At 64.4% G+C, this 22,563-nt stretch carries 20 protein-coding genes; 11 read left to right on the top strand and 9 right to left on the bottom strand.

Annotation, left to right across the window (positions count from 1 at the left end):
* Positions 1–69: 69 nt before the first annotated feature.
* The 3 genes from ffh (at position 70) to rimM (ending at position 2,982) form a co-directional block, all read left to right on the top strand.
* Entirely contained in the window at positions 70–1,575 is a 1,506-nt protein-coding gene (gene ffh, locus AC1DRD_RS12475; RefSeq protein WP_478029095.1) for a signal recognition particle protein, read from the top strand.
* Between the two features lie 72 nt (positions 1,576–1,647).
* Positions 1,648–2,301 carry a 30S ribosomal protein S16 gene (rpsP, locus tag AC1DRD_RS12470; protein WP_478041606.1) on the top strand — a complete coding sequence of 218 codons (654 nt, stop codon included), beginning with the start codon at positions 1,648–1,650 and terminating at the stop codon, positions 2,299–2,301.
* A gap of 141 nt (positions 2,302–2,442) precedes the next feature.
* Positions 2,443–2,982 (top strand): ribosome maturation factor RimM, encoded by a 540-nt coding sequence (rimM, locus tag AC1DRD_RS12465; protein ID WP_478041605.1) that lies wholly within the window; start codon positions 2,443–2,445, stop codon positions 2,980–2,982.
* 22 nt (positions 2,983–3,004) lie between these two features.
* Here the strand turns inward: rimM and AC1DRD_RS12460 are convergent, their stop codons facing one another.
* Positions 3,005–4,300 carry an Hsp70 family protein gene (locus AC1DRD_RS12460; protein WP_478041603.1) on the bottom strand — a complete coding sequence of 432 codons (1,296 nt, stop codon included), beginning with the start codon at positions 4,298–4,300 and terminating at the stop codon, positions 3,005–3,007.
* Between the two features lie 197 nt (positions 4,301–4,497).
* Between AC1DRD_RS12460 and AC1DRD_RS12455 the strand changes: the two genes are divergently transcribed.
* The 4 genes from AC1DRD_RS12455 (at position 4,498) to AC1DRD_RS12440 (ending at position 8,075) form a co-directional block, all read left to right on the top strand.
* Positions 4,498–5,226, top strand: a complete 729-nt coding sequence (locus AC1DRD_RS12455; protein WP_478041602.1) for a metallophosphoesterase family protein — start codon at positions 4,498–4,500, stop codon at positions 5,224–5,226.
* Positions 5,223–5,954 carry a tRNA (guanosine(37)-N1)-methyltransferase TrmD gene (trmD, locus tag AC1DRD_RS12450; RefSeq protein ID WP_478041601.1) on the top strand — a complete coding sequence of 244 codons (732 nt, stop codon included), beginning with the start codon at positions 5,223–5,225 and terminating at the stop codon, positions 5,952–5,954. The genes AC1DRD_RS12455 and trmD overlap by 4 nt, the downstream gene beginning before the upstream one ends.
* Position 5,955: 1 nt before the next feature.
* Positions 5,956–6,336: a 50S ribosomal protein L19 gene (gene rplS, locus AC1DRD_RS12445; protein WP_066806226.1), complete on the top strand. Its 381-nt coding sequence runs from the start codon at positions 5,956–5,958 to the stop codon at positions 6,334–6,336.
* 191 nt (positions 6,337–6,527) lie between these two features.
* Positions 6,528–8,075 carry an N-acyl-D-amino-acid deacylase family protein gene (locus AC1DRD_RS12440; protein ID WP_478041600.1) on the top strand — a complete coding sequence of 516 codons (1,548 nt, stop codon included), beginning with the start codon at positions 6,528–6,530 and terminating at the stop codon, positions 8,073–8,075.
* Positions 8,076–8,218: 143 nt separating this feature from the next.
* Here AC1DRD_RS12440 and AC1DRD_RS12435 read toward each other — a convergent pair whose 3' ends face one another.
* A complete protein-coding gene (locus tag AC1DRD_RS12435; protein WP_478041599.1) occupies positions 8,219–9,427 on the bottom strand; it encodes a serine hydrolase domain-containing protein in 1,209 nt (402 codons plus the stop codon).
* Positions 9,428–9,561: 134 nt separating this feature from the next.
* Here AC1DRD_RS12435 and AC1DRD_RS12430 point away from each other — a divergent pair, with 134 nt between their 5' ends.
* Positions 9,562–10,113: a DNA-3-methyladenine glycosylase I gene (locus AC1DRD_RS12430; protein ID WP_478029088.1), complete on the top strand. Its 552-nt coding sequence runs from the start codon at positions 9,562–9,564 to the stop codon at positions 10,111–10,113.
* A gap of 49 nt (positions 10,114–10,162) precedes the next feature.
* Here AC1DRD_RS12430 and AC1DRD_RS12425 read toward each other — a convergent pair whose 3' ends face one another.
* On the bottom strand, positions 10,163–10,543 hold the full coding sequence (locus AC1DRD_RS12425) for a VOC family protein (protein ID WP_478029087.1): 381 nt from the start codon (positions 10,541–10,543) through the stop codon (positions 10,163–10,165).
* Positions 10,544–10,740: 197 nt separating this feature from the next.
* Here AC1DRD_RS12425 and AC1DRD_RS12420 point away from each other — a divergent pair, with 197 nt between their 5' ends.
* Positions 10,741–12,945, top strand: coding sequence for a S9 family peptidase (locus AC1DRD_RS12420; protein ID WP_478029523.1), 2,205 nt, complete (start codon positions 10,741–10,743; stop codon positions 12,943–12,945).
* Between the two features lie 9 nt (positions 12,946–12,954).
* Here AC1DRD_RS12420 and AC1DRD_RS12415 read toward each other — a convergent pair whose 3' ends face one another.
* The 6 genes from AC1DRD_RS12415 to AC1DRD_RS12390 all read right to left on the bottom strand — a co-directional run bounded on the left by AC1DRD_RS12415 (position 12,955) and on the right by AC1DRD_RS12390 (position 18,945).
* Positions 12,955–14,211 (bottom strand): N-succinylarginine dihydrolase, encoded by a 1,257-nt coding sequence (locus AC1DRD_RS12415; RefSeq protein ID WP_478029086.1) that lies wholly within the window; start codon positions 14,209–14,211, stop codon positions 12,955–12,957.
* Complete coding sequence (locus tag AC1DRD_RS12410) at positions 14,211–15,227, bottom strand: arginine N-succinyltransferase (protein WP_478029085.1); 1,017 nt, start codon at positions 15,225–15,227, stop codon at positions 14,211–14,213. Before AC1DRD_RS12410 ends, AC1DRD_RS12415 begins: the two co-directional genes overlap by 1 nt.
* Complete coding sequence (locus AC1DRD_RS12405; RefSeq protein ID WP_478029084.1) at positions 15,224–16,426, bottom strand: hydrolase; 1,203 nt, start codon at positions 16,424–16,426, stop codon at positions 15,224–15,226. Before AC1DRD_RS12405 ends, AC1DRD_RS12410 begins: the two co-directional genes overlap by 4 nt.
* Before the next feature lie 54 nt (positions 16,427–16,480).
* A complete protein-coding gene (locus AC1DRD_RS12400; RefSeq protein ID WP_478029083.1) occupies positions 16,481–17,377 on the bottom strand; it encodes a DUF481 domain-containing protein in 897 nt (298 codons plus the stop codon).
* A gap of 79 nt (positions 17,378–17,456) precedes the next feature.
* A complete protein-coding gene (locus tag AC1DRD_RS12395) occupies positions 17,457–17,939 on the bottom strand; it encodes an RNA pyrophosphohydrolase (RefSeq protein WP_478041598.1) in 483 nt (160 codons plus the stop codon).
* Positions 17,940–17,970: 31 nt separating this feature from the next.
* Complete coding sequence (locus tag AC1DRD_RS12390; protein WP_478041597.1) at positions 17,971–18,945, bottom strand: alpha/beta hydrolase; 975 nt, start codon at positions 18,943–18,945, stop codon at positions 17,971–17,973.
* Between the two features lie 52 nt (positions 18,946–18,997).
* Between AC1DRD_RS12390 and AC1DRD_RS12385 the strand changes: the two genes are divergently transcribed.
* Positions 18,998–19,924 (top strand): histone deacetylase family protein, encoded by a 927-nt coding sequence (locus tag AC1DRD_RS12385; RefSeq protein WP_478041596.1) that lies wholly within the window; start codon positions 18,998–19,000, stop codon positions 19,922–19,924.
* A 198-nt stretch (positions 19,925–20,122) separates the two neighbouring features.
* Positions 20,123–22,441, top strand: coding sequence for a TonB-dependent receptor (locus AC1DRD_RS12380; RefSeq protein ID WP_478041595.1), 2,319 nt, complete (start codon positions 20,123–20,125; stop codon positions 22,439–22,441).
* Positions 22,442–22,563 lie beyond the last annotated feature (122 nt).

The raw sequence follows: 22,563 nt of genomic DNA, 5'->3' as shown, positions 1-22,563 counted from the left end.
CGCCGGCCGACGAGGTTTCGTCCGCCGGCGCTTTGTGCGTTTTAGGGTTCGGATGGGAGTGATTTGTTTATGTTCGACAGCCTGAGCGATCGTCTTGGCGGTGTATTCGACCGGTTGCGTGGCCGTGGCGCGCTGACCGAGGCGGATGTGCGCGCGGCGATGCGCGAAGTGCGCGTTGCGCTGCTCGAGGCGGACGTCGCTCTGCCGGTGGCGCGCGATTTCGTCGACAAGATCACCGAGCAAGCGGTCGGCCAGCAAGTCCTGCGCTCGATCACGCCGGGACAGCAGGTCGTCAAGATCGTCCATGACGGCCTGGTCGAAATGCTCGGCGCCGACGAGAGCGAGCTCAATCTCGGCGTCACGCCGCCCGCCGTCGTGATGATGGTCGGCCTGCAAGGCTCGGGCAAGACCACGACCACCGCCAAGATCGCCAAGCGGCTGACCAGCGGCCAGGGCGGGCGCGATCGCAAGAAGGTGCTGATGGCGTCGCTCGACGTCAATCGTCCGGCCGCGCAGGAACAGCTGGCGATTCTCGGCGAGCAGACCGAGGTTGCGACTCTGCCGATCGTTCAGGGGCAGCAGCCGGTCGATATCGCCCGGCGCGCGATCCAGGCGGCGAAGCTGCAGGGCTTCGACGTACTGATGCTCGACACGGCGGGCCGTCTGCACGTCGATCAGGGCCTGATGGACGAGATGAAGGCGGTCGCCGACATCGCCAAGCCGCAGGAAATCCTGCTCGTCGTCGACAGTCTGACCGGTCAGGACGCGGTCAACGTCGCGCGTGCTTTCTCCGACCAGGTGCCGCTGACTGGTGTCGTGCTCACCCGCATGGACGGCGATGCCCGTGGCGGCGCCGCTTTGTCGATGCGGGCGGTCACCGGCAAGCCGATCAAGTTCGCCGGCACCGGCGAAAAGCTCGACGCGATCGAGGGTTTCCACCCCAGCCGCGTTGCCGGCCGCATCCTCGGTATGGGCGACGTCGTCAGCCTGGTCGAGCGCGCCGCCGAATCGATCCAGCAGGAAGATGCCGAGCGCATGGCGCAGCGGCTGTCCAAGGGTCAGTTCGACATGAATGACCTGCGCAGCCAGTTGCAGCAGATGAAGAAGATGGGCGGCATCGGCGCGCTGGCGGGGATGATCCCCGGTATGAAGAAAGCGCAAGCCGCGATGTCGCAATCCGGTATGGACGACCGCATCCTGCTGCGGATGGACGCGATCATCACCTCGATGACGCCAAAGGAGCGGACCAAGCCCGAACTGCTCAACGCCAAGCGCAAGATCCGCGTCGCCAACGGATCGGGAACGACCGTTCAGGACGTCAACAAGCTGATCAAGATGCACCAGGAAATGGCCACCGCCATGAAGCGCATCAAGAAGATGGGCGGGCTGAAGGGCATGATGGCGATGCTCGGCAAAGGCGGCCCAGGCGGCGGCCTCGGTGGGCTCGGCAACGCGATGGGCGGGCCCGAGCTCGGTGATGCGATGAACCAGATGGGCGGGCTTCCCGGCCTGCCCGGCACGGGGGCCAAGCTGCCGCCCGGGTTCCAGAATTTCATGAACGTGAAAAAGAAGTGACGGCGAAGCCGTCATCCCGGCGCAGGCCGGGATCCAGTTATCAAAGAATCTGAAGAAGGAAGTTGAACTAAAATGGCACTAAGCATTCGTCTTTCGCGCGGCGGTTCAAAGAAGCGTCCGTATTACCGTATCGTCGTTGCCGACGCACGCAGCCCGCGTGATGGCAAGTTCATCGAGAAGATCGGCAATTACAATCCGCTGCTCGCCAAGGACGACGAGAAGCGCGTCGTCCTCGACGCCGATCGCGCCAAGCATTGGTTGGGTGTCGGCGCGCAGCCGACCGACCGCGTTGCCCGCTTCCTCGACGTCGCCGGCGTCAAGGAGCGCGCTGCCCGCAACAACCCGAAGAAGGGTGAGCCGGGCGAGAAGGCCAAGGAGCGCGTCGAAGAGCGTGCGTCGAAGGCCGCCGAAGCCGCCGAGGCCGCGGAAACCGCCAAGCAGAACGAAGCCGAGGCCGTGATTGCCGCCGAGGTCGAAGCCGCGACCGAAGAACCGACGCCCGAGGCCGAAGCCGTTGCCGAGGCGGTCGCCGAAGAAACGCCGCCGGTTGAAGCGCCGGTTGCTGAAGAGGCTCCTGCCGCTGAGGAAGCTCCCGCGGCGGAGGAGGCTCCCGCGGTCGAAGCCGCTGCCGAGGAAGCGCCCGCCAACGAAGCGACACCCGACAGCGACGCCGGCGATACCGGCGCCGACGAGGCCAAGAGCGCTCAGGCTCCCGCCGAGGGCTGATGCCTATTTTCCCCTCCCGCTTGCGGGAGGGGAGTGACATCGCGCGATCGGGTCAATCATGCCCCCGGCATGATTGAGAAATGCGCGGGGCGCATTTCGACCCGATTGCACGATGGTCACTGGGAGGGCATGTCGACAGCGATGCCGCAAAAAACAGACCCTCCCCCGACCCCTCCCGTAAACGGGAGGGGAGACTTACCCGTCACGCTCGCGGTCGTCACCGGCGCGCATGGCGTGACGGGGGAAGTCCGCCTTAAGGTCTTCGCCGAGGACCTGAAGCCGCACAAAAGCTTCAACGCCGGGGCGTTGACGCTGAAGGCGCTGCGCATCACGCCGCAGGGCGCGATCGCGCGTTTCACCGAAATCCCTGATCGCACTGCCGCCGAGAAACTGCGCGGCACCGAGCTCACCGTACCGCGGTCGGCGCTGCCGCCGCTGGGCGAGGGCGAATATTACCACGCCGATCTGCTCGGCCTGGCGGTGGTGTCCGATGCCGGAGAGCCGCTTGGGCGCGTCGTGCTGATCGAGAATTTCGGTGCCGGCGATGTGATCGAGATCGAGCGGCCGGCCGAGGGCGGCAAACCCGGCAAGCGCTTCATGGTGCCGATGCGCCCCGAGGCGGTTCCCGAATGGGATAGCGAGCGGCTGGTCGTCGCCGCGGCGTTCGTCGATCAGGGCTGACGCCGGCTTGGCATTCCACGGCTCACGCTGCCCAGGCGGCGAGATCCTCCTGTTGCCCGATCAACGCCAATCCATGCGCGATCGAGGTCAGCTCGCCGCCTGACGCGATCCGCTCCTCGCCGAAACGGTCTGCGAACAAGCGCCGGATGCGCGGGGTCAATGAGGTGCCGCCGGTCAGGAAGACGCGATCGACATCGGCCGGGGCGATATCGGCGGCCGCTAGCGCGCGATCGGCGGCGGCTTCGATCCGCGCGATATCGGGTGCGATCCAGGTCTCGAACGCGTCGCGCGTGACGTCGGCCTCGATCGCAAGACCGGCGCCGGCAAAATGGAAATGGGCATGGTCGGATGCCGACAGCGCGCGCTTGAGCTGGCCGACAGCATCGTACAATTGATAGCCGAGTTCCTGGTCGATCACCGCGATCATCCGACCGATCGCGGCGGGATCGAGCGCGGCGCGGCGAAGCTTTTCGAGATCCGCCAGGGTGCGCCGATTGCGCATCAGCGCCAGTTTCGACCAATCCGCGAAGTCGCTGAAATAACCACCGGGAATATCGAGGATTTTGTCGAACGATCGGTAGGACCCGCCCTTGCCGAGTAATGGCATCACCAGATTGTCGATGATCCGCGCATCGAACCGGTCGCCGGCGATGCCGACACCAGCATGACCCAGCGGGGTGCAGCGGCGCGGCGCGCCCGGCGCCTCGATCCGCACTACCGAGAAATCGCTGGTGCCGCCGCCGAAATCGGCGACCAGAATCGTGGCTGGGTCGGTGACCCGCGATGCATAACTGAATGCGGCGCCGAGCGGCTCGTATACATAATGGATATCGGTGCCGAGGGCGGCGAACATCAAGTCGTAACGTTGCCTGGCGAGTGCCTCATCGGGTCGGCTGCCGGCGAATTCGACCGGCCGTCCCACGACGACGCGCGATGCGGTCTGCGCCAATCGCCCGTCCGATCGCGCGGCCAGCTTGCGCAGGAACAACTGGCCGAGATCCTCGAACCGCATGCGGCGTTCGAAGATGGTGGCGTGCTCGAAGCTCGTACTCGCCGCGACCGACTTGAACGATTGGATGAAGCGGCTGCCTTGCGGGAAATCGAGATAGTCGCGGATCGCCCAAGGGCCGGCATCGGCACCGAGTGCGACCCGAGCATCGCCCTCTTCCCAGAAGCACAAGGCCGAACGGAACACCGCATCGCGGCCTTCGGGCCCGTCGAGCATCACCAGCTCGGCGGTATCGGCCTGTGCTGCGGCGATTACAGTATTGGTGGTGCCGAAATCGAATCCCAGCGCGGAGAAGGCAGCGTCACTCATGGCGCGCGCGCCTCTAGCCGGGATGACGGCGAGCGGCAAAAGGGAAGACGTGATCACGCATTTCTGTACGCAGCCCTTTTCGTGCCGGCGGATGAGGCGCCCCTTGCCGTCTCGGACGGCGCAGGCAATGGTCGATAGATGACGCTCGCCGATTTTCCTCTCTTTACGCCTGCTACCTTCGGTTACGCGAGGTGCGCATGACCCGGCTGGCGGTGCTGACTGATATCCATGGCAATCTGGCCGCATTGGAGGCTGTGATCGCCGATGCCGAGGCGCAAGGCTGCACCGGATTCGTCAATCTCGGCGACTCTCTGTCCGGGCCGCTCTGGCCAGCGGAAACCGCCGATCTCCTGATCGAGCGTGTCTGGCCGACGATCGCAGGCAATCATGAGCGCCAATTGCTGACCATCGACCGCGCGCGGATGGGCGCGAGCGACGCTTTTGCCAGCGATGCCCTGAACGACCGGCACCTCCAATGGCTGGCAAGCCTGCCGCCGACGCTGCAATTGTCGCCGGATGTGCTGCTGTGCCACGGCACACCGACCGATGACGTCGAACATTTCCTCCATACCGTCGATGGCGGCGCGGCCCGCGAAGCGACCGAGGCAGAGACATCGGAGCGAGCGGCGGATCGCGGCGAAGCGTTGATCCTGTGCGGGCATACCCACGTGCCACGTATCGTGACGTTGGAAGACGGCCGGACCATCGCCAATCCCGGCTCGGTCGGGCTGCAGGCCTATGATGATGATCATCCGGTCGCCTATCGCGTGGAGGTAGGCGATCCTTGCGCGCGCTATGCCATTGTCGATCGAACGGCGGTAACGCTCCGGGCGATTGACTATGATCACGAGGGCGCCGCCCGGCGCGCGGAAATGAACGGCAGCTACGATTGGGCCATCGCGCTCAGAACGGGGCGGATGGCATGACGTTCGCCGCCACCGTCCTCACTCTCTATCCTGACATGTTCCCGGGCCCGCTCGGCACGTCGCTGGCGGGACGCGCGCTGGGCGAGGGAAAATGGAGCCTCGACGCGGTCAACATTCGCGACTTCGCAATCGACAAGCATCGTACGGTGGACGAAACGCCGGCCGGTGGCGGTGCGGGGATGGTGCTCCGCGTCGATGTGGTGGCGAGCGCGTTGGACAGCGTGGCGGACGGGCGGCCGATCCTGGCGATGACGCCGCGGGGGAGGCCGCTCACTCAAGAGCGTGTTCGCGATCTTGCGGCCGGTCCCGGCGCCATCGTGCTGTGCGGGCGGTTCGAGGGATTCGACGAACGATTGTTCGACGCACGGCCAGTCGAACAGGTGTCGATCGGCGACTATGTCCTGTCGGGCGGAGAGATGGCGGCGCTGGTGCTGCTGGACGCTTGCATTCGGCTGCTTCCCGGCGTAATGGGCGCGCCTTCCAGCGGAGATGAAGAGAGCTTCGAAAGCGGCCTTCTCGAATATCCGCATTATACCCGACCTGTTGAATGGGAAGGGCGCACGATCCCCGAAGTGCTGCGATCGGGGGATCATGCGAAGATCGCGGCCTGGCGAAAGTCGATGGCCGAGGCAGATACACGGTTACGGAGACCGGATCTTTGGGAGCGCCACGAGGGCGCTCGGGTCCAGCCTCCCTCTGGCGCGCGGCGACGAAAGAAGGACGACTGAGATGAACATCATCCAGCAACTCGAGGCCGAGAACATTGCGAAGTTCGTAGAGGCCAAGAAGATTCCGGAATTCCGCCCCGGCGACACGCTGCGGGTCGGCGTGAAGGTGGTCGAAGGCGAACGCACCCGCGTCCAGAATTACGAAGGCGTGTGCATCGCGCGTTCGAACAAGGGCATGGGCAGCAACTTCACCGTGCGCAAGATTTCGTTCGGTGAGGGCGTCGAGCGCGTCTTCCCGCTCTATTCGCCGAACATCGACAGCATCGAAGTGGTCCGCAAGGGCGCGGTGCGTCGTGCCAAGCTCTATTATCTGCGCGGTCGTACCGGCAAGTCGGCGCGTATCGCCGAGCGCCGCGACACGCGTGGCGACAACGCCGCGTAAGCGACGAAGTCTCGCGAGAAACAGAAAGGGCGCGGAGGTCATCCTCCGCGCCTTTTTTGCGCTGACGCGCGGCGAGGCGGTCTAACGCCTATGCCGGCGGGCTATGGCTGCTCCCTTTCAATCTATGGCGGAAACGAGGAGATCGCGATTAGTCTGCCCTCTCGGGATCGAGAATGAGAGAGGGAGAGCCCATGTCCCAGCGCCTGACGCGGCGGCAGCTGATCGGCGGAGCGGTCGCGGCCGGAGGATTGGCGAACTGGGCGGTTTGCGCCGCAGCTCTGGATGAACCAGCGACGCTGTTTCGCGAGGTCATGCTGGTCGATGGGACCGGGGCACCGGGGCGTCTCGCCAATGTGCTCGTAACCGGCGACCGGATCGCGCGGATCCTGCCGGCGAGCGGTAAAGCGCTTGGGTCGAAAGCGCAGGTTGTCGCGGGCGAGGGCAGGGTGCTCGCCCCCGGGTTTATCGACATGCACAGCCATGGCGATCCGCTGCACGATTCCTACGAGACGTTCCTGGCGATGGGCGTCACCACCGTTACCCTCGGCCAAGACGGCGAAGGCCCCAGGGTCGGCAAGGACCTCGACCCTAGAAGCTGGATGCAGGCCGTCGATAGCGCTCGGATCGATATCAACGTCGCGCTGCTGGCCGGCCATGGCACATTACGACGCGCGGCCGGTGTGGCGGATTCGGTGCGCCGTCCCGATGCGGCCGGACTCGATCGGATGGCGGCGCAACTCGATTCCGAACTGCGGATGGGCGCGTTCGGAATTTCCTACGGCCTTGAATATGTGCCCGGAATCTATTCGGAGACGCCCGAGCTAAGCAATCTCGGCAAGGTCGTCGCGCGCTATGGCGGCGTCTGCATGAGCCATATGCGGTCGGAGAATGATGACGAGATCGAGGCGTCGATCAACGAACTGGTTGCCTCGTCGCTGCCCGCGCGGCCGCATATCTCGCACTTCAAGTCGGTGTTCGGCAAAGGCGAGAAGCGCGGCCGCGAGTTGCTCGCGTTCGTCGCCGATTTCCGCCGCCGCGGGATCGATCTCACCGCCGACGAATATCCTTATGAGGCCGGCTATACCGGGATCGCGATCCTGTTTCCGAAATGGGCGCTGCCGCCGACCGATTATGCCGCTGTTCTGGCACGGCGACGGCAGGAATTGCGTGATTATCTGATCGCTCGGATGACGCGGCGCGGCGGACCGGAGGCGTTGCTGATCGGCACCGCGCCATATGCCGGCAGGACCCTGGCCCAGGCGGCGCAGCGGGAGGGGATGCACTACGCCGACCTGCTCATCAAACTCGGGCCGGACGGCGGATCAGGCGCGCATTTCACGATGGACAAGGTGTTGCAGGATACCTTGCTGGTCGATCCTAACGTCTCGTTCTCGACCGATGGCGGCCCTGGCATGCGGCACCCGCGCGCGACCGGCACCTACGCCAAATTGGTCGAGGAATATGTCGTTCGCGACAAGAAACTGACGATCGAGGAAATGGTCCGCAAGGCAACCGGCTTTCCCGCCCAGACGCTGCGCCTGTCAGATCGCGGCGTGGTGCGGGCTGGGGCGAAGGCCGATCTCGTCCTGTTCGATCCGAATAAGGTCAAAGCGCGATCGACCTATGTCGATCCCTTCGCGATGGCCGAGGGGTTCGACCTGGTGATGGTGAACGGCCAGCGGGCGTTCGAGGGCGGGAAAAGGGTTGGGTTTTCGGGGAAGCTGTTGAGGGCGCGATAGGCAAAATCCTCCCCGGCACGGGGAGGGGGACCGCCGCCGAAGGCGGTGGTGGAGGGGGCCCTCCGCACCTATATCGCTTGTGGCGCGCCCGCTCCACCAAGCCGCTGCGCGTCTTGGTCCCCCTCCCCGTAAACGGGGAGGATTTAACGACCCGCCGCTGCCACAGCCTTGCACAGACTGTCCGTCGCCAGCGCAATCCGCGATTCCGGCATGTCACGATTGCCGGGATCGTTCTCCACCTCACGCGTCTCAGTATTGAACGTGAGCAAGCTTCCCATGTGCTGGTCGGGGCACAGGCTCAGATAAGCGCGAAACCCATTCTGGTCGCCATTATGGCCGACGATGCGGATACCGTCGGTCTGGTCGAGAAAGAAGGACAGCCCGCTCCAGGTCGTCTTGGCCATCCGCCCCTGGGTATAATCCTCGCCCGCCGAGATTTGCGGCTTCCACATTTCCTCGAGCGAGGACCGCTTGAGCACCACATCATATTCGCCCTGGCGCGCCGGATCGCCGAGCAGGAAGGCGACATATTTCGCCATATCGGGCAGCGGCGAATTGAGCCCGCCATTGGATACGGTCACGCCGGTATCGACGTCGAACGGCGCCTCGACCCGCTTGCCATTGCGGATGTAATAACTGTGCGTCCGGTGCGGCAGCAGATAAAGCGGCGTGCGGTCGAAATAGCTCGAAAACATGCCGAGCGGCCGGAGGATGTTCTTGTCGATATAGACTTCGAAATCCTCGCCCGAGAGCCGCTCGATCACCTGGCCGAGATAGACGATGCCGGGATTGGAATAGCTGAACCGGCTGCCGGGTTTGAACTTCACCTCGGTATAGGGGATCATCGCCTTGAGTTGTTCCCAGCGCGGCGGCTCGAACGGCTGCCAGTCGCGGTCGCGCCAGCGCCAGGTCGCGCCGCCGAACCCGGCGCTGTGGCTCATCAGCTCGCGGATGGTGATCGCGCCGGTATCGCCGAACGGATTGTGCACGCCGGCAAGCTCGGGGACGTAGCGGACGATCGGGTCGTCGAGCCTGAGCAAGCCGCGATCGCGCAATTGCATAATCGCGATTCCGGTCATCGTTTTGGTGATCGACGCCCAATGATAGATGGTCTGCGCGTCCACCGGTACCTTGGCATCGGCGTCCTGATCGCCGAGATGATCGGCAACGACGACACGACCGTCGCGCACGACGTAGAAGCTGCTGCCGACGATGCCCGCGCGCTTGATTTCGGCTCGGTGGAGCGCACGAAAGTCGGTCAACGCCTTGTCGAACGCGCGCTCGCTAGCCGCCGCCGGGCTGACGGCCGCGGAGATGGCGAGCAGTAGACAAGCGGGGATCCAGCGGGACATGGCGATCTTCCTTGCTCTTTCGCGCGAACGACGCCGATCCTGCTGGCCGGTTTTCGATAGCGCAATGCAAATGGGTTGCGGCCGGTATAGCTTGCGGGATCGCTAAGCGCGTCGTCGCGCGCTATCTCGCGTGAATGACCAACCGTTGTCCCTGGGCGGGCGCCGACCCGCAGATGCAAGCCTATCATGACACCGAATGGGGCGTGCCCGAACGCGACGGTCGGGCCTTATGGGAAAAGCTGCAGCTCGACGGCTTCCAGGCGGGCCTGTCCTGGTCGACCATCCTCAAGAAGCGCGAGGCGTTTCGCGAGGTGTTCGCCGGCTTCGACCCGGAGAAGGTCGCCCGGTTCGACGCATCCGATGTCGAGCGGCTGCTCGGCGACGCCCGGATCATCCGCTCGCGCGCCAAGATCGAGGCGACGATCGGCAATGCGCGCGCCTATCTGGCGATGCGCGACGCCGGCGAGGACTTCGCCGACTTCTGCTGGTCGTTCGTCGATGGCGTGCCGCTCAAGGGCGATGGTGTGCACCTGCCGGCGAAGACCGAATTATCCGAGGAAGTCTCGAAGCAACTCCGCAAACGCGGGTTCAAGTTCGTCGGCCCGGTGATCGTCTATGCCTGGATGCAAGCCTGTGGGCTGGTCGACGACCATTTGAAGGGCTGTTTCCGCTGGAGCGCTTCGTAATTTTCCCACCTCCGCGGCGAAGACCGGGGAGGCGGGAGGCGCGTCGGCGTCAGCCGTAGCTGACCAACTCGAACTCGGTGCCGTCGAAATCGAAGAAATAGAACCGCCGGCCGGGATCGTAATCGCCGTGATTGAACGGCTCGAGCCCTGCGGCGACGACGCGGCGTTCGGCATCGTCGAGATCGTCGACGACGATGCCGACATGGTTGAGCGGGCGGCCCTTGCGAAAGGCGTCGTCGGGCGTTTCCGCGCCCTGGCTGGTGTATAACGCCAGGTAGAATTGGTCGTCGCCGACATGGATCGTGTGGCCGCCATTGAGCGACGGGCCCTGCCAGCGAATGTTCCAGCCGAACAGATCGTGCATCAGCTTCGCGCTGCGCGCCGGATCCCGAACGGTGATGTTGACGTGCTCGATGAAAGCGCCGGGCATGGATATGTCCTTTCGACTGAATTTGCTCCCTGCGCGGAGAGATAGTTCCTCAACTATAGTTGAGGTCAAGAGGGATATCGATCGACGCGCAGCCCTTTACGGAACGTTCCGGTCCCGCGATAAGCCGCGGCAACGCCCGCGATCAGCCGGGTGATGCGGGAGTCGCGAAGGACATGCGGACATGGTTGACCGGTGGAATGATCGGGCTGGCGGCGGCGCTCGCGATCGGGACGCATGCCATGGCTGCTGACGATGCGCAGCGCACGCTGACGCTCGATCGGGTGTTCGCTAGCCCCGATCTGTCCGGATCGCAGCCGCGTGCGATGAAGCTCTCGCCCGACGGCAAATTGCTGACGTTGCTCAAGCCCAGGGCCGACGAGAAGAACCGTTTCGACCTCTGGGCGCGTGATACCACGACCGGCGAGGAACGGATGCTGGTCGATTCGAAGAAAGTCGGCACCGGTGCGGAATTGTCCGAGGCGGAGAAGATGCAGCGCGAACGCGCGCGCATCGCCGGCGACAAGGGCATCGTCGCTTATGACTGGGCGCCCGACGGCAAGTCGATCCTGGTCCCGCTCGACGGCGACCTCTATCTCGCGCACCTGGATGGCAAGGTCGAGCGCCTGACCAACACCCCGGGCGGCGAGCTCAACCCGGTGATCAGCCCGGCGGGCGGTTTCGTCAGCTTTGTCCGCGACCAGAATCTGTTCGCCCAGCCGCTCGGTGGCGGTGCGGCCAAGGCGTTGACCTCGGACGGCGGCGGTACCGTCCATTGGGGCGAAGCCGAGTTCGTCGCGCAGGAGGAAATGGACCGCGACACCGGCTATTGGTGGGCGCCGGGCGACCGGCTGGTGGCGGTCGAACGGTTCGATGAGGCGCCGGTCGGCGTCGTCACCCGTGCCGCGATCGGCGCCGAGGGCACCAAGGTGTTCGACCAGCGCTACCCGTCTGCCGGCACGCCCAACGTCACGGTCGAGCTCTATGTCATCGACCCGGCAACGGGTGGCAAGGTCAAGGTCGACCTGGGCAGCGATCCAGACATTTATCTCACCCGGGTAGACTGGACGCCCGACGGCAAGACCCTGCTCGTCCAGCGCCAGAACCGCGCACAGACCGAGCTCGACATGCTCGCGGTCGATCCGGCGACGGGCAAAGCCAAAACCTGGTTCAGCGAGAAGTCCGGCCCGGACTCCTGGGTCAATCTCAGCGACAATTACCACGCGATGAAGGACGGCAGCCTGATCTGGTGGTCCGAGCGCGACGGCTTCGGCCATCTCTATCGCTTCGCCAAGGGCAAGTGGACGCAGCTGACCAAGGGGGCGTGGCAAGTCACCGACCTGGTCGGCGTCGATGAAGCGCGCGGGCGGCTCTATTTCATGGCGAACAAGGACGATGTGCTGGAGCAACAGCTCTATGCGGTCGATATCGCCCATCCCAATGCGGTGACACGGCTGACCGAACGCGGCTGGACCAACAAGGCGGTGATGGATGACGCCGCGACGCGGCTGATCGTCACACGCTCCAACCCGAACCAGCCGCCGCAGTCCTATCTCGCCGACACCAGCGGCAAGAGGCTCGGCTGGATCAACGAAAATGCGGTCAAGCCGGGGCATCCTTATTACCCCTATCTCGGCGCACATCGGCAGCGCACGTTCGGCACGATCAAGGCGGCCGACGGCACCGATCTCTATTACGAGATGATCACTCCGCAGATGGAACCGGGCAAACGCTATCCCGTGTTCTTCCAGCATTATGGCGGGCCGCACAGCCAGACCGTGACGCGTGGCTGGGAAAGCCCGCTCGAGCAATTGATCGTCGGCAAGGGCTATATCTTCTTCCAGCTCGACAATCGCGGCTCGCCCAATCGCGGCAAGGCGTTCGAGGACAAGATCTATCGCGCGATGGGATCGATCGAGGTGCAGGATCAACTGGCTGGGGCCAAATGGCTCAAGCAGCAGGCCTATGTCGATCCCGACCGGATCGGCATCTATGGCTGGTCCTATGGCGGTTACATGACGCTCAAAATGCTGGAGGCCAATCCCGGCGTCTATGCTGGCGGTGTCGCCGGCGCGCCGGTGACTAAGTGGGAACTCTACGACACGCACTATACCGAGCGTTACATGGGCAACCCCAAGGCGGACGCCAAAGCCTATGCGACCTCGGACGCGATCGACGATGCGCCGAAGATCAACGACCCGCTGTTGCTGGTCCACGGAATGTCCGACGATAATGTCGTGTTCGAAAACTCGACTGCGTTCGCCGCGAGGATGCAGGCGACCAATCGCCCGTTCGAAATGATGTTCTACCCCGGCAAGACCCATGCCGCGGGCAAGGATATCCATGTCTGGACGACGATCTTCAATTATTTCGATCGCGTGGTGAAGAACCGGCCGGCCCAGTAGGCGGCCGGTTTACCGGTCGATAAGCTCGATCAGGCCGAGCGCATAGAGCAAGGCGCGGCGCGCGGTGCGAATGCGATCGAGCAATGCCGGCTCGCCGATCTCGGCGATCGCGATTTCCTCGGGCCAATGGGCTTCGATCACGGCGGCGATGCGATCGAGCTTCGCCTCGTCGACCAGGAAACGGGGATCGACCGTCGCGGGGTCGCAGACCACGCGCAGCCTGAGGCAGGCCGGGCCACCGCCGTTGCGCATCGACTGGCGGACATCGACTACTTCGAGGCGCCGGATCGGCCCGTTGCCGGCGATCATCTCGCCGAGCCAGGACCAGACCGCGGCATTGCCACGCGCCTCGCCGGGCAGGATCAGCGCCATCGTGCCATCGGGCAGCGTCACCAGCTGCGCGTTGAACAGATAGGATTGGATCGCGTCGGAAAGGCTGACACGATGCGCCGGCACCTCGACGATCTCGGCCCAGGGCGCTTTTGAGGCGATCTCCGCATATAGGCCGGCTTTGTCTTCGAACGCGAGTTCGTGCGCGAACAGCACGCGTTGATTGGCGACCGCGACGACGTCGTTGTGAAAGGCGCCGGCGGCGATCGCTTCGACCGATTGCTGGGCGAAGATGGTCCGCGCCGGATCGAGGCGATGCGCGCGCGCAACCGCCTCCGACGCTTCGCGGCGCTGGCGAGCGGGAAAGGGTCCGCCGCTTTCGCCGTAGACGAAGATCTCGACGCCCGGCGCGCCATGTTGCTCGCACAGCCGCACATGGTTGGCCGCGCCCTCGTCGCCGAACGGAGCGGGGACGGGCGGGTGCACCGAGAATGCCGGATCGGCGAAGGCGAGGCGGAGCTGCGCCAGTGTCTCTGGCCATTCATGGCTGCGATGCGCCATCGTCACCAGATTGGCGACGGTCAGATGGCATAGGCCATCAGCCGCGTCGGGGGCAGGGGACACGGTTGCCGCATTCGCCGCCCACATCGGCGAGGCCGATAAGGCCTGCGCCTTCAAATGGGTTGCCGCCGCGGCATAATCGGTCGCCAGCGCGGCTAGCCAGCGATCGTCGGGCCGGTCGTGCGGCGGCAGAAGCCCCTGGGTCAAACCGAGCCGGAGATTGGCGCGCATTTTCTCCACGCCTTCGAGCGCCGCCTCGCGCGGGCGCGAAGTCAGGCCGGCATTGCCGGTCGCGGCGAGATTGCCCAGGCTCAAGCCGGCATAATTGTGGCTCGGGCCGACCACGCCATCGAAATTGATCTCGACCAGCGGCATCAGAAGCGGCCGATATGCGTGACGTTGTCGCCCTCGCCGACGCCGAGCGCGGCGGCCCCGGCGCGGTCGATCACGATTCCGCCGGCGGCGGTGCGCAATTGAGCGAAGGCGCAGCGGAAGCTCGACAAATGCCCGGCGGCCGCGAGCGCGCGTTCGCCGCCATCGTCATCGATCGCGACCACCTTGCTCGTCACCGCTTCGGCGATGCTTCGCACCTTGTCGGTACGCGCGGTCATGGTCGGCCCTCCATCGAAGATGTCGATGTAATTCTCGAATGCAAACCCTTCATTTTCCAGCATTCGCATCGCCGCACGGCCCGACGGGTGGGGCAGCCCGATCACGCTTCGCGCGCTCTCGGTCAGCATCGCGACATAGATCGGATGCTTGGGGAAGAGGTCGGCGATGAATTGGTGACCATGGGTGGCGTTGAAGCGGTCGGCATCCTGGAAATTCATTCCGAAGAAACGACCCGCCAGCCCGTCCCAGAAGGGCGATCCGCCGGCTTCGTCGATGATCCCGCGCAATTCGGCCAGGATGCGGTCGGCGAAGCGCGGGCGGTGCATCGCGATGAACAGATAACGGCTGCGTGCGAGCAGCATGCCCAGGCCCCCGGCACGTTCGCCGGGATGAAGGAACAGCCCGCCGACTTCGCTTGCACCTTCCAGGTCGGTCGACAGCGTCAGCATCTCGGCGCGGAAGGTGCGGTCGAGCTCCTCGCTCTTCTGCGACAGCGTGCCGATACGATAGCTGTAAAAGGGGTGATGCTGCCCGACTTGGCTGAACATCTGGCACGTGCCACGGACCTCGCCGGTCTCGACATTTTCGAGCATCAACACGAAGATATCGTCGCCTAGCGTCTCATCGGCGCGGCCAAAAGCGGTGCTGCTCTGGGCAAGGCGGCGGCGCAGCGCGCGGCGGTCGGCGGGCAGGTTGGTGAACCCGCCGCCGGTCAGTTTCGCCATCTCATAGAGATGGTCGAGATCCTCGTCGTTCGCGGCTCGGATACGGAAATTCACAATCCCCCCTTTTCGGCGATGCGCATGATGGTGAGCGCGGACAAGGCCGCGCGTTCGGCCAGGCTGTCGACCAGCAGGAATTCGTCCGCCGAATGGATCGCGCCGCCGCGTGCGCCCATCGTATCGACCACGGGCACGCCGGCGGCGGCGATGTTATTGCCGTCGCACACGCCACCGGTCGCTTTCCAACCGATCGCGAGCCCGAGCCCGGCGCCGACCTGCTTGACCAGGTCGAACAATTTGGCGGCGCCGTCGTCGATCGGTTTGGGCGGGCGGTTGAAGCTGCCATGCGCCTCGATCCTCACGTCGCGCGCAGTGCCGACCTCGGCGACGGCGGCGTCGATCGCGGCCTGCGCGCGGGCGATCGCCTCGGGCGAGGACGGCCGGAAATTGATCCGCAGGATGGCGAGGTCGGGAACGACATTGTTGGGGCCGCCGCCCTCGATCCGCGCGGGATTGACCGCCAACCCTTCTTCCTTCGCCGCGAATAGGCGCACCGCGAGGTCGCTCGCCGCGACGATCGCATTGCGGCCATCGTCGGGATTGCGCCCGGCATGCGCGCTCTTGCCATGGACGACGAGCGAGAAATTGCCGGTGCCACCGCGCGCGCCGGCCAGCGTGCCGTCAGCCAGCGCGGGCTCATAGGTCAAGGCGGCGACCTTGCCGTGCGCCAGATCGGCGATCAGCGCGGAGGACGAGAACGACCCGGTCTCCTCGTCCGAATTGATCATCACGTCATAGCCGATCCGGCTCGCCAGCGGCGATATCTCGACCGCCTTCAACGCCGCGAGCAGCAACGCCAACCCACCCTTCATATCGGCGACGCCGGGGCCGTTGAGCGTATTGGGATCGAGGAACGTCTGATTCTGGAATGGGTGATCGACCGGATAGACCGTATCCATATGCCCGGTGAACAGCATCCTGACCGGGGCGTCAGGCCGTACGCGGACGACGAGATGCCGGCCATGGTCGAGCGTGCTGACATTGCCGTCCGAAGCGACGCTGGTGGCGGGAGCGGGGTCGATCAACGCCACCTCTCCGGGCAGCGCCGAATATGCATCAGCCAGCGTCGCTGCCATCGTCTTCAGGCCTGCGAGATTGCGCGTCCCGCTATTGATCGCGGCCCAGGCACTTGTGTGATCGAGCATCGGCTCGTCGCGCACGCGCTCGAGGATCGCGGCCTCTGTCGTCTCCGTCATGCCACCGCTCTAGGCGGTCGCGATCGATTGGTGAAGCCGTGACCCGGGAACGGATCAGAAAGCGTAGACCAATCCGGCCCGGCTGATCTGGTCGGTCGTCACGCGGCCTTCCGGCGGCATGCTTTCATATTGGACGTTGTAGGAAAACTGCGCCGATAGCGGGCCCAGCACCTTGGCATTGAGCGCGGTCGTCCCAGTAACCGTCGAATTGTAGCGCTCGACATAGGCCGACGCATTCTGCGTCAATTGCAGCCCGTGCGAGAGTTTCCAGGCGAAATCGACACTGCCGCGGGCGGCGATGCTGCGTTCGGTTTCGCCGTCGGTGAAGCTGGTCGAGCGATAGGCCGGGCCGAGTTCGAGATCGAGCTTCAGCCTGTTGCCCTTGAGCGCGCTATAGCCCGCTCCGGTCGATACGGAATAGCGAGTAGTGTAACCGAGGAAGCGGTCACTTTCGAACTGTGCCGATCCGTAAATGTATGACCGGTCGTCGAGTTTCCAATTGGGCTCCCACGCCGCCAGATAATGTTCGCGCGAGGTGACGCCCAGGCTGCGCTGATAGTCGAGCTGAGCCTTGAATTTCTGACGCCAATCGAGCCCATCGCGGGTCAGCGCAAGCGAAGCCGAAATGCCTTCGCTATTGCTGTTGCCGGTGGAGATGTACCCGCCAAGCTCGGCGCGCCCCGACCATAAGTCGAAGAAGCTGGCATTTTGCAGTTTCGCAGTCTTTTCGTCGCTACGCTTTCTTTTCCAGTCATCGACCAGCTTGGCGATCGCTTCCTTGCTGTCGGGCGCGGCGGTGCCGGCATATTTGACGATCGTCGCCACTTCGCTTTCGTTGCCAGACGCGATCGCCGCGTCGATCATCGTCTTGATCTGCGGGGGTATAGAGGCCGGGTCGGTGTTGGCGAGCAGCATCGGCGCTGCTGTGGCGAGAAGCAGGGGGAGGCGCATGGCGCGCCCCATAATACAGCGATCCTGCCATTAAAACCGTTACGCGACGATCCGTTGAGGGATTGTTGCGAAACGGTTCCTAGCGCTTCAGATGGGGCGAGAATGCGGCGATTACGTCCTCGTACAGCTTGCGCTTGAACGGCACGATCAGCGCGGGAAGCTCGTGCGGGTCGACCCAGCGCCAGGTGCTGAACTCGGGGTGCTCGGTCGCTAGGTTGATATCCAGATCCTCGCCCAGGAAGCGATACAGGAACCAGGTCTGGCGTTGCCCGCGCCATTTGCCTTTCCATACCTTGCCGACCAGATCGTCGGGCAGATCGTAATAGAATTCGCCTGGCGTCTGGGCGATCAGCTCGACCTTGTCGTGCCCGACGCCGATCTCTTCGCCGAGTTCGCGAATCGCTGCCTGTCCCGCGGTCTCGCCGGGATCGATCCCGCCCTGCGGCATCTGCCAGGCTTCCATCGTCGTATCGATCCGTTGCCCCGCAAACGCCAGCCCGTCGCGGTTGAGCAGCATGACACCCGCGCAGGGGCGGTAGGGGAGGTCGGCCTTGGCGCTCATAAGAAATTGCTCAACGCACGGTCTCGACCATTCATTCCGCCGCCTGCGCCATCGTGCGTTCGCCTTCAGCTTCCGTGATAATGTCCTTCAGTGCTGCGAACGCGCCCATCACGTCGCCGACGCTCGACGGAATCGCTTTCCTCAGGGTGATGAAGCCGTGGATATTGCCCTTGGCCTCGCGGAACACCACCGGCACCCCGGCCAGCGCCAGTGCGGCGGCATAAGCGCGGCCCTGGTCGCGGATCGGATCGAGGCTGGCAGTCACCACCACAGCGGGCGGCATGCCGGCCAGGTCGCCGAGCAACGGCGAGCTGCGGATATGGTCGGCCTCGCTCTTATAGGCCGCCATGAACCATTCCATACTGTCCCGCGTCAGCAGATAGCCTTCGGAGAATTCGGAATAGGACGGATATTCCTTGCTGGCGTCGGTCGCGGGATAGAAGGGCAATTGCGCGATTGCCGGGACCTTGGCGGCCTGGTCGCGCAGCGCGGCGGCGGTGACGATCGTCAGATTGCCGCCGGCGCTGTCGCCAGACAAGATCAGCGACGTGATCGAGCGGCCCAGCTCGGTTGGGCTGCTCGCGACCCATCGCGCCGCCGCTTCGCAATCGTCCGGCGCGGCGGGCCAGGGGAATTCGGGGGCGAGGCGATAGTCGACCGCGATCACCGGCAAATCGAGCATACGCGCCATTTCGGCCGTAAAGCTGCCATGGCTATCGAGATCGCCGATCACGAACCCTCCACCATGGAAGAACACCACCGCCGGCCCCGGCTCGCGGCTGGCGCGCGGGTCATAGAGGCGCGCCGGGATATCGCCGGCCGGGCCGGGGATGGAGAGGTCGAGCAGCGTGCCGAGTTCGCCCACGGCCGGATCGCCGACATCCTTCATTGCCAGGAACATCTGGCGCGCGGTCGCCGCGTCGAGCTCGTGCATCTTCGGCCCGGGCATATTGTTGAGAAAATCGAGGAATCCGCGAACGTCGGGGCGGACGAAAGGCTCGGTCATTCAGTTATTCCTCTCACTGGTCTCTGTCGATTTCAGTCCTTAACTAAAACCTATGATCGCGGTCGTCCATCATCCCGACTATGTTGCGCCGGGACAGCCCAAATCGGGCTATCAGTGGAACAAGAACGGCGCGATCCGCGACTTGCTCCATCAAGCTGGCGATGCGATCGCCTGGTTCGAGCCCGAAGCGATGCCGCGGCACTGGATCGAGGCGGCGCACGATCCCGATTATGTCGCCGAGGTGATCGAGGCACGCGTACCGCGCGCCAAGGAGCGGCGGATCGGGTTCCCGGTCAATGCGACTGTCGCACGTCGCGCCCAGATCGTGCCCGGCGGCACCTATCTTGCGGCGCAACTCGCGCTAGAGCGCGGGTTCGCCGCCAACAGCGCGGGCGGCAGCCATCATGCGCTGGCGGATACCGGCGCGGGCTATTGCGTGTTCAACGATCTCGCCATTGCGGCGATCAGGCTGGCGGACGAGGGTCGCCGCGTGCTGATCGTCGATTGCGACGTGCACCAGGGCGACGGCACCGCCGCGCTGACCGCCGGTCACCCGGATATCGCGACCTATTCGATCCATGCCGAGAAGAATTTTCCGGCACGCAAAGCGCGCTCGACGCTCGACGTGGCACTGGCCGACGGCGTGGGCGACGATGCCTATCTCGCGGCGCTGGAGGAGACGCTGGCGCCGATGCTCGATACCGAGCGGCCCGATATGATCCTTTATCAGGCAGGCGTCGATCCGTTCGGTGGCGACCGGCTCGGCCGGCTCGACCTAAGCGATGAGGGCCTGATGCGTCGCGAACAGCTCGTCGCGCGACTGGCGATCGAGCGCGGCCTGCCGCTCGCGAGCACGGTCGGCGGCGGCTATGGCGACGATGTGCTGGCGATCGCGCGCCGCCACGTCGCCGCGATTATCACCTTGGGCAGGGCGTTTGCGGGCGCGGCCCGTGAGAGTGAGGCTTTCGGGCAACGCTGAGCGGCTTTTCGACCGGCGCCGCGATTACGCGACCGGCAGGGGGTGCTTTCGTCACAAAGGCGAAATAATGCGCCCGTACCGGCGCGGGAGTCGGACACTCAGCCCGCACCAATAATCACCCTCGGCACGGCCTCCACTGCGAGCGCCGCGTGTTGCCGTGCGTCCGACGGGGAGGAATCCAATTTTCAGCATGGGGATATGCTCGTGAATCGATTGACCAAGACCACAATGTTGCTGGCCGGCGTTGCGCTGGGCGCGATGTGGAGCGGCGCCGCCGCGGCACAGGAAACGCCCGCCGCGCCGACCGCGGCGAGTGCTTCCCAGGATGACGGGCTCGGCGAGATCGTCGTCACCGCCAACCGCCGCCAGGAAAACCAGCTCAAGGTCCCGGTCTCGGTCGCCGTGGTCGATGGCGATGCGTTCCGCTCGGTCCAGGCTGGCGGCGACGACATCCTGTCGATCTCTGGCCGTGTGCCCGGCGTCTACGCCGAAAGCACGACGGGCCGCATCTTCCCGCGTTTCTATATCCGCGGTCTCGGCAATATCGATTTCTATCTCGGCGCGTCGCAGCCGGTGTCGATCATCCAGGACGACATCGTGCTCGAGCATGTCGTGATGAAGTCGAACCCGGTGTTCGACAACGCGCAGATCGAAGTGCTGCGCGGTCCGCAGGGCACCTTGTTCGGACGTAATACCCCGGCGGGTATCATCAAGTTCGACTCGATCAAGCCGTCGTTCGATTTCAACGGCCGCGCCTCGGCGTCATATGGCAGCTACAACACCGTCACGTTCGACGGCGGCGTGGGCGGTCCGCTGATCGGTGACAAGGTCGCGTTCCGCTTGTCGGCGCTGTACCAGCACCGCGACGATTGGGTCGACAATACCTTTGCCGGCACCAGCGCCGACGGCACGATCACGCCCAAGAAGAAGGCGATGGGTGGCTTTAACGAGCGCGACGTCCGCGCGCAGTTGCTGTTCCAGCCGTCGAGCAACTTCTCGATCCTGACCTCGGCTCATGTCCGCGCCTATGACGGCACCGCGACCCTGTTCCGCCGCGCCGCTCTGGTGAAGGGATCGAACCAGATCATCGACAGCGTGAAGCGCAGCCAGGTTGCGTATGACGAGGGCGCCAACAACCCGCAGGAATACACCACCTATGGCGGGTCGGTGAACATGGCCTATGATTTCGGGGGCGTCACGCTGACCTCGATCTCCGGCTATGAATCGCTGTTCGGCTATAGCAGGGGCGAAACCGACGGCGGCGCCGCGGCCAATTTCCCGGTCAACGGCGTTCCCAACGGATTCGGCGAATCGCAGGGTCAGGTCCGCGATCTCGACCAGTTCACCGAGGAGCTTCGCCTGGCCAGCGCCAATAGCGGCGATTTCAAGTGGCAGGTCGGTGGCCTCTATTTCAACTCGGCCGATACGACCGATTTCTACCAGCGCGCCTTCTTCTTGAAGACCGCGGCGCAGAACCCGAACAACTGGGTCCGCTTGCGCAATCTCAACACGTCCTGGGGCGTGTTCGGCCAGGTCAGCTACAAGGTCGCGCCGAAGTTGACCTTCACGCTGGGCGGCCGACTGAGCAACGATACCAAGACGACCCGTCTGCTCAAGACCGCCAACACGATCGCGAATGTGAGCACCTATACCGGTCGCCGCCGCGTCCGCCTGGCGGACACGCAGCCGAGCTTCGATGTGTCGGCTCTATACGAAGCCAGCAACGACGTGAGCTTCTACGCCCGCGTCGCGACCGGCTTCCGTGGCCCGACCATCCAGGGCCGCTCAGCGGTGTTCAACTCGGACTTCACCACGGCGAACTCGGAGAAGATCCTTTCGGGCGAAGTCGGCTTCAAGACCAGCCTGTTCAACGACACTTTGCGCTTCAACGGCTCGGTGTTCGCCTGGCGGATGCATGACATCCAGCTCAACGGCAACGACTCGAACGGCAACGGCGTGCTGTTCAACGCTGACAAGGCGGTCGCCTATGGCGCCGAGTTCGAGGCCGATTGGCGCCCGGTGCGCAACCTGACGCTCTCGGCGGGCCTCAGCCTGCTGCACAGCGAGATCAAGGACAAGCGCGTCTATGCACAGGTCTGCGCGCTCAACGGCGTGGTGGTCTGCACGGTCGAGGATCCGCTGACCAAGATCGGAGCGAACTATTTCGCGCAGATCAACGGTGAGCCGCTGCCGAACGCCCCGCAGTACAATATCAACCTGACCGCGCGCTACGACCAGCCGGTCGGCGACGGCAAGGTGTTTCTGGCGGGCGATTTCAACATCCAGGGCTACACTCAGTATGTGCTCTATCGGACCAAGGAATTCACTTCGAACGGTAATTTCGAACTTGGCGCCAAGCTCGGCTATGCCGCGCCCGGCGACAAATGGGAGATTGCGGTGTTCGCGCGCAACCTGACCGACGAGCGTAATCTGAAGGGCGTGATCGAGAACTATATGGCGGCGGTGTTCAACGAACCGCGCATCGTCGGCATCCAGCTGAGCGGCAAATTCCGTTAAGCCATTCCCGATCCGATACGATACGACCCGGCTGCCAAGGGCACGCCGGGCCGTTTTCGCATCGCGGGTATGCTAAAGAACGGTTTTCACGGAAGCGTAACCGATCTACGTTGGCCATAAGG

The organism is Sphingomonas sp. P4_G2, assembly GCF_056401155.1.
The sequence above is the reverse complement of the archived record's forward strand: the minus strand, read 5'-3'. Positions and strand labels throughout refer to the sequence as shown.

Coding starts and splice junctions, on each gene's coding strand:
- ffh (WP_478029095.1), top strand. CDS start 70: ATGTTCGACAGCCTGAGCGATCGTCTTGGCGGTGTATTCGACCGGTTG.
- rpsP (WP_478041606.1), top strand. CDS start 1,648: ATGGCACTAAGCATTCGTCTTTCGCGCGGCGGTTCAAAGAAGCGTCCG.
- rimM (WP_478041605.1), top strand. CDS start 2,443: ATGCCGCAAAAAACAGACCCTCCCCCGACCCCTCCCGTAAACGGGAGG.
- AC1DRD_RS12460 (WP_478041603.1), bottom strand. CDS start 4,300: ATGAGTGACGCTGCCTTCTCCGCGCTGGGATTCGATTTCGGCACCACC.
- AC1DRD_RS12455 (WP_478041602.1), top strand. CDS start 4,498: ATGACCCGGCTGGCGGTGCTGACTGATATCCATGGCAATCTGGCCGCA.
- trmD (WP_478041601.1), top strand. CDS start 5,223: ATGACGTTCGCCGCCACCGTCCTCACTCTCTATCCTGACATGTTCCCG.
- rplS (WP_066806226.1), top strand. CDS start 5,956: ATGAACATCATCCAGCAACTCGAGGCCGAGAACATTGCGAAGTTCGTA.
- AC1DRD_RS12440 (WP_478041600.1), top strand. CDS start 6,528: ATGTCCCAGCGCCTGACGCGGCGGCAGCTGATCGGCGGAGCGGTCGCG.
- AC1DRD_RS12435 (WP_478041599.1), bottom strand. CDS start 9,427: ATGTCCCGCTGGATCCCCGCTTGTCTACTGCTCGCCATCTCCGCGGCC.
- AC1DRD_RS12430 (WP_478029088.1), top strand. CDS start 9,562: ATGACCAACCGTTGTCCCTGGGCGGGCGCCGACCCGCAGATGCAAGCC.
- AC1DRD_RS12425 (WP_478029087.1), bottom strand. CDS start 10,543: ATGCCCGGCGCTTTCATCGAGCACGTCAACATCACCGTTCGGGATCCG.
- AC1DRD_RS12420 (WP_478029523.1), top strand. CDS start 10,741: ATGATCGGGCTGGCGGCGGCGCTCGCGATCGGGACGCATGCCATGGCT.
- AC1DRD_RS12415 (WP_478029086.1), bottom strand. CDS start 14,211: ATGCCGCTGGTCGAGATCAATTTCGATGGCGTGGTCGGCCCGAGCCAC.
- AC1DRD_RS12405 (WP_478029084.1), bottom strand. CDS start 16,426: ATGACGGAGACGACAGAGGCCGCGATCCTCGAGCGCGTGCGCGACGAG.
- AC1DRD_RS12400 (WP_478029083.1), bottom strand. CDS start 17,377: ATGCGCCTCCCCCTGCTTCTCGCCACAGCAGCGCCGATGCTGCTCGCC.
- AC1DRD_RS12395 (WP_478041598.1), bottom strand. CDS start 17,939: ATGAGCGCCAAGGCCGACCTCCCCTACCGCCCCTGCGCGGGTGTCATG.
- AC1DRD_RS12390 (WP_478041597.1), bottom strand. CDS start 18,945: ATGACCGAGCCTTTCGTCCGCCCCGACGTTCGCGGATTCCTCGATTTT.
- AC1DRD_RS12385 (WP_478041596.1), top strand. CDS start 18,998: ATGATCGCGGTCGTCCATCATCCCGACTATGTTGCGCCGGGACAGCCC.
- AC1DRD_RS12380 (WP_478041595.1), top strand. CDS start 20,123: ATGCTCGTGAATCGATTGACCAAGACCACAATGTTGCTGGCCGGCGTT.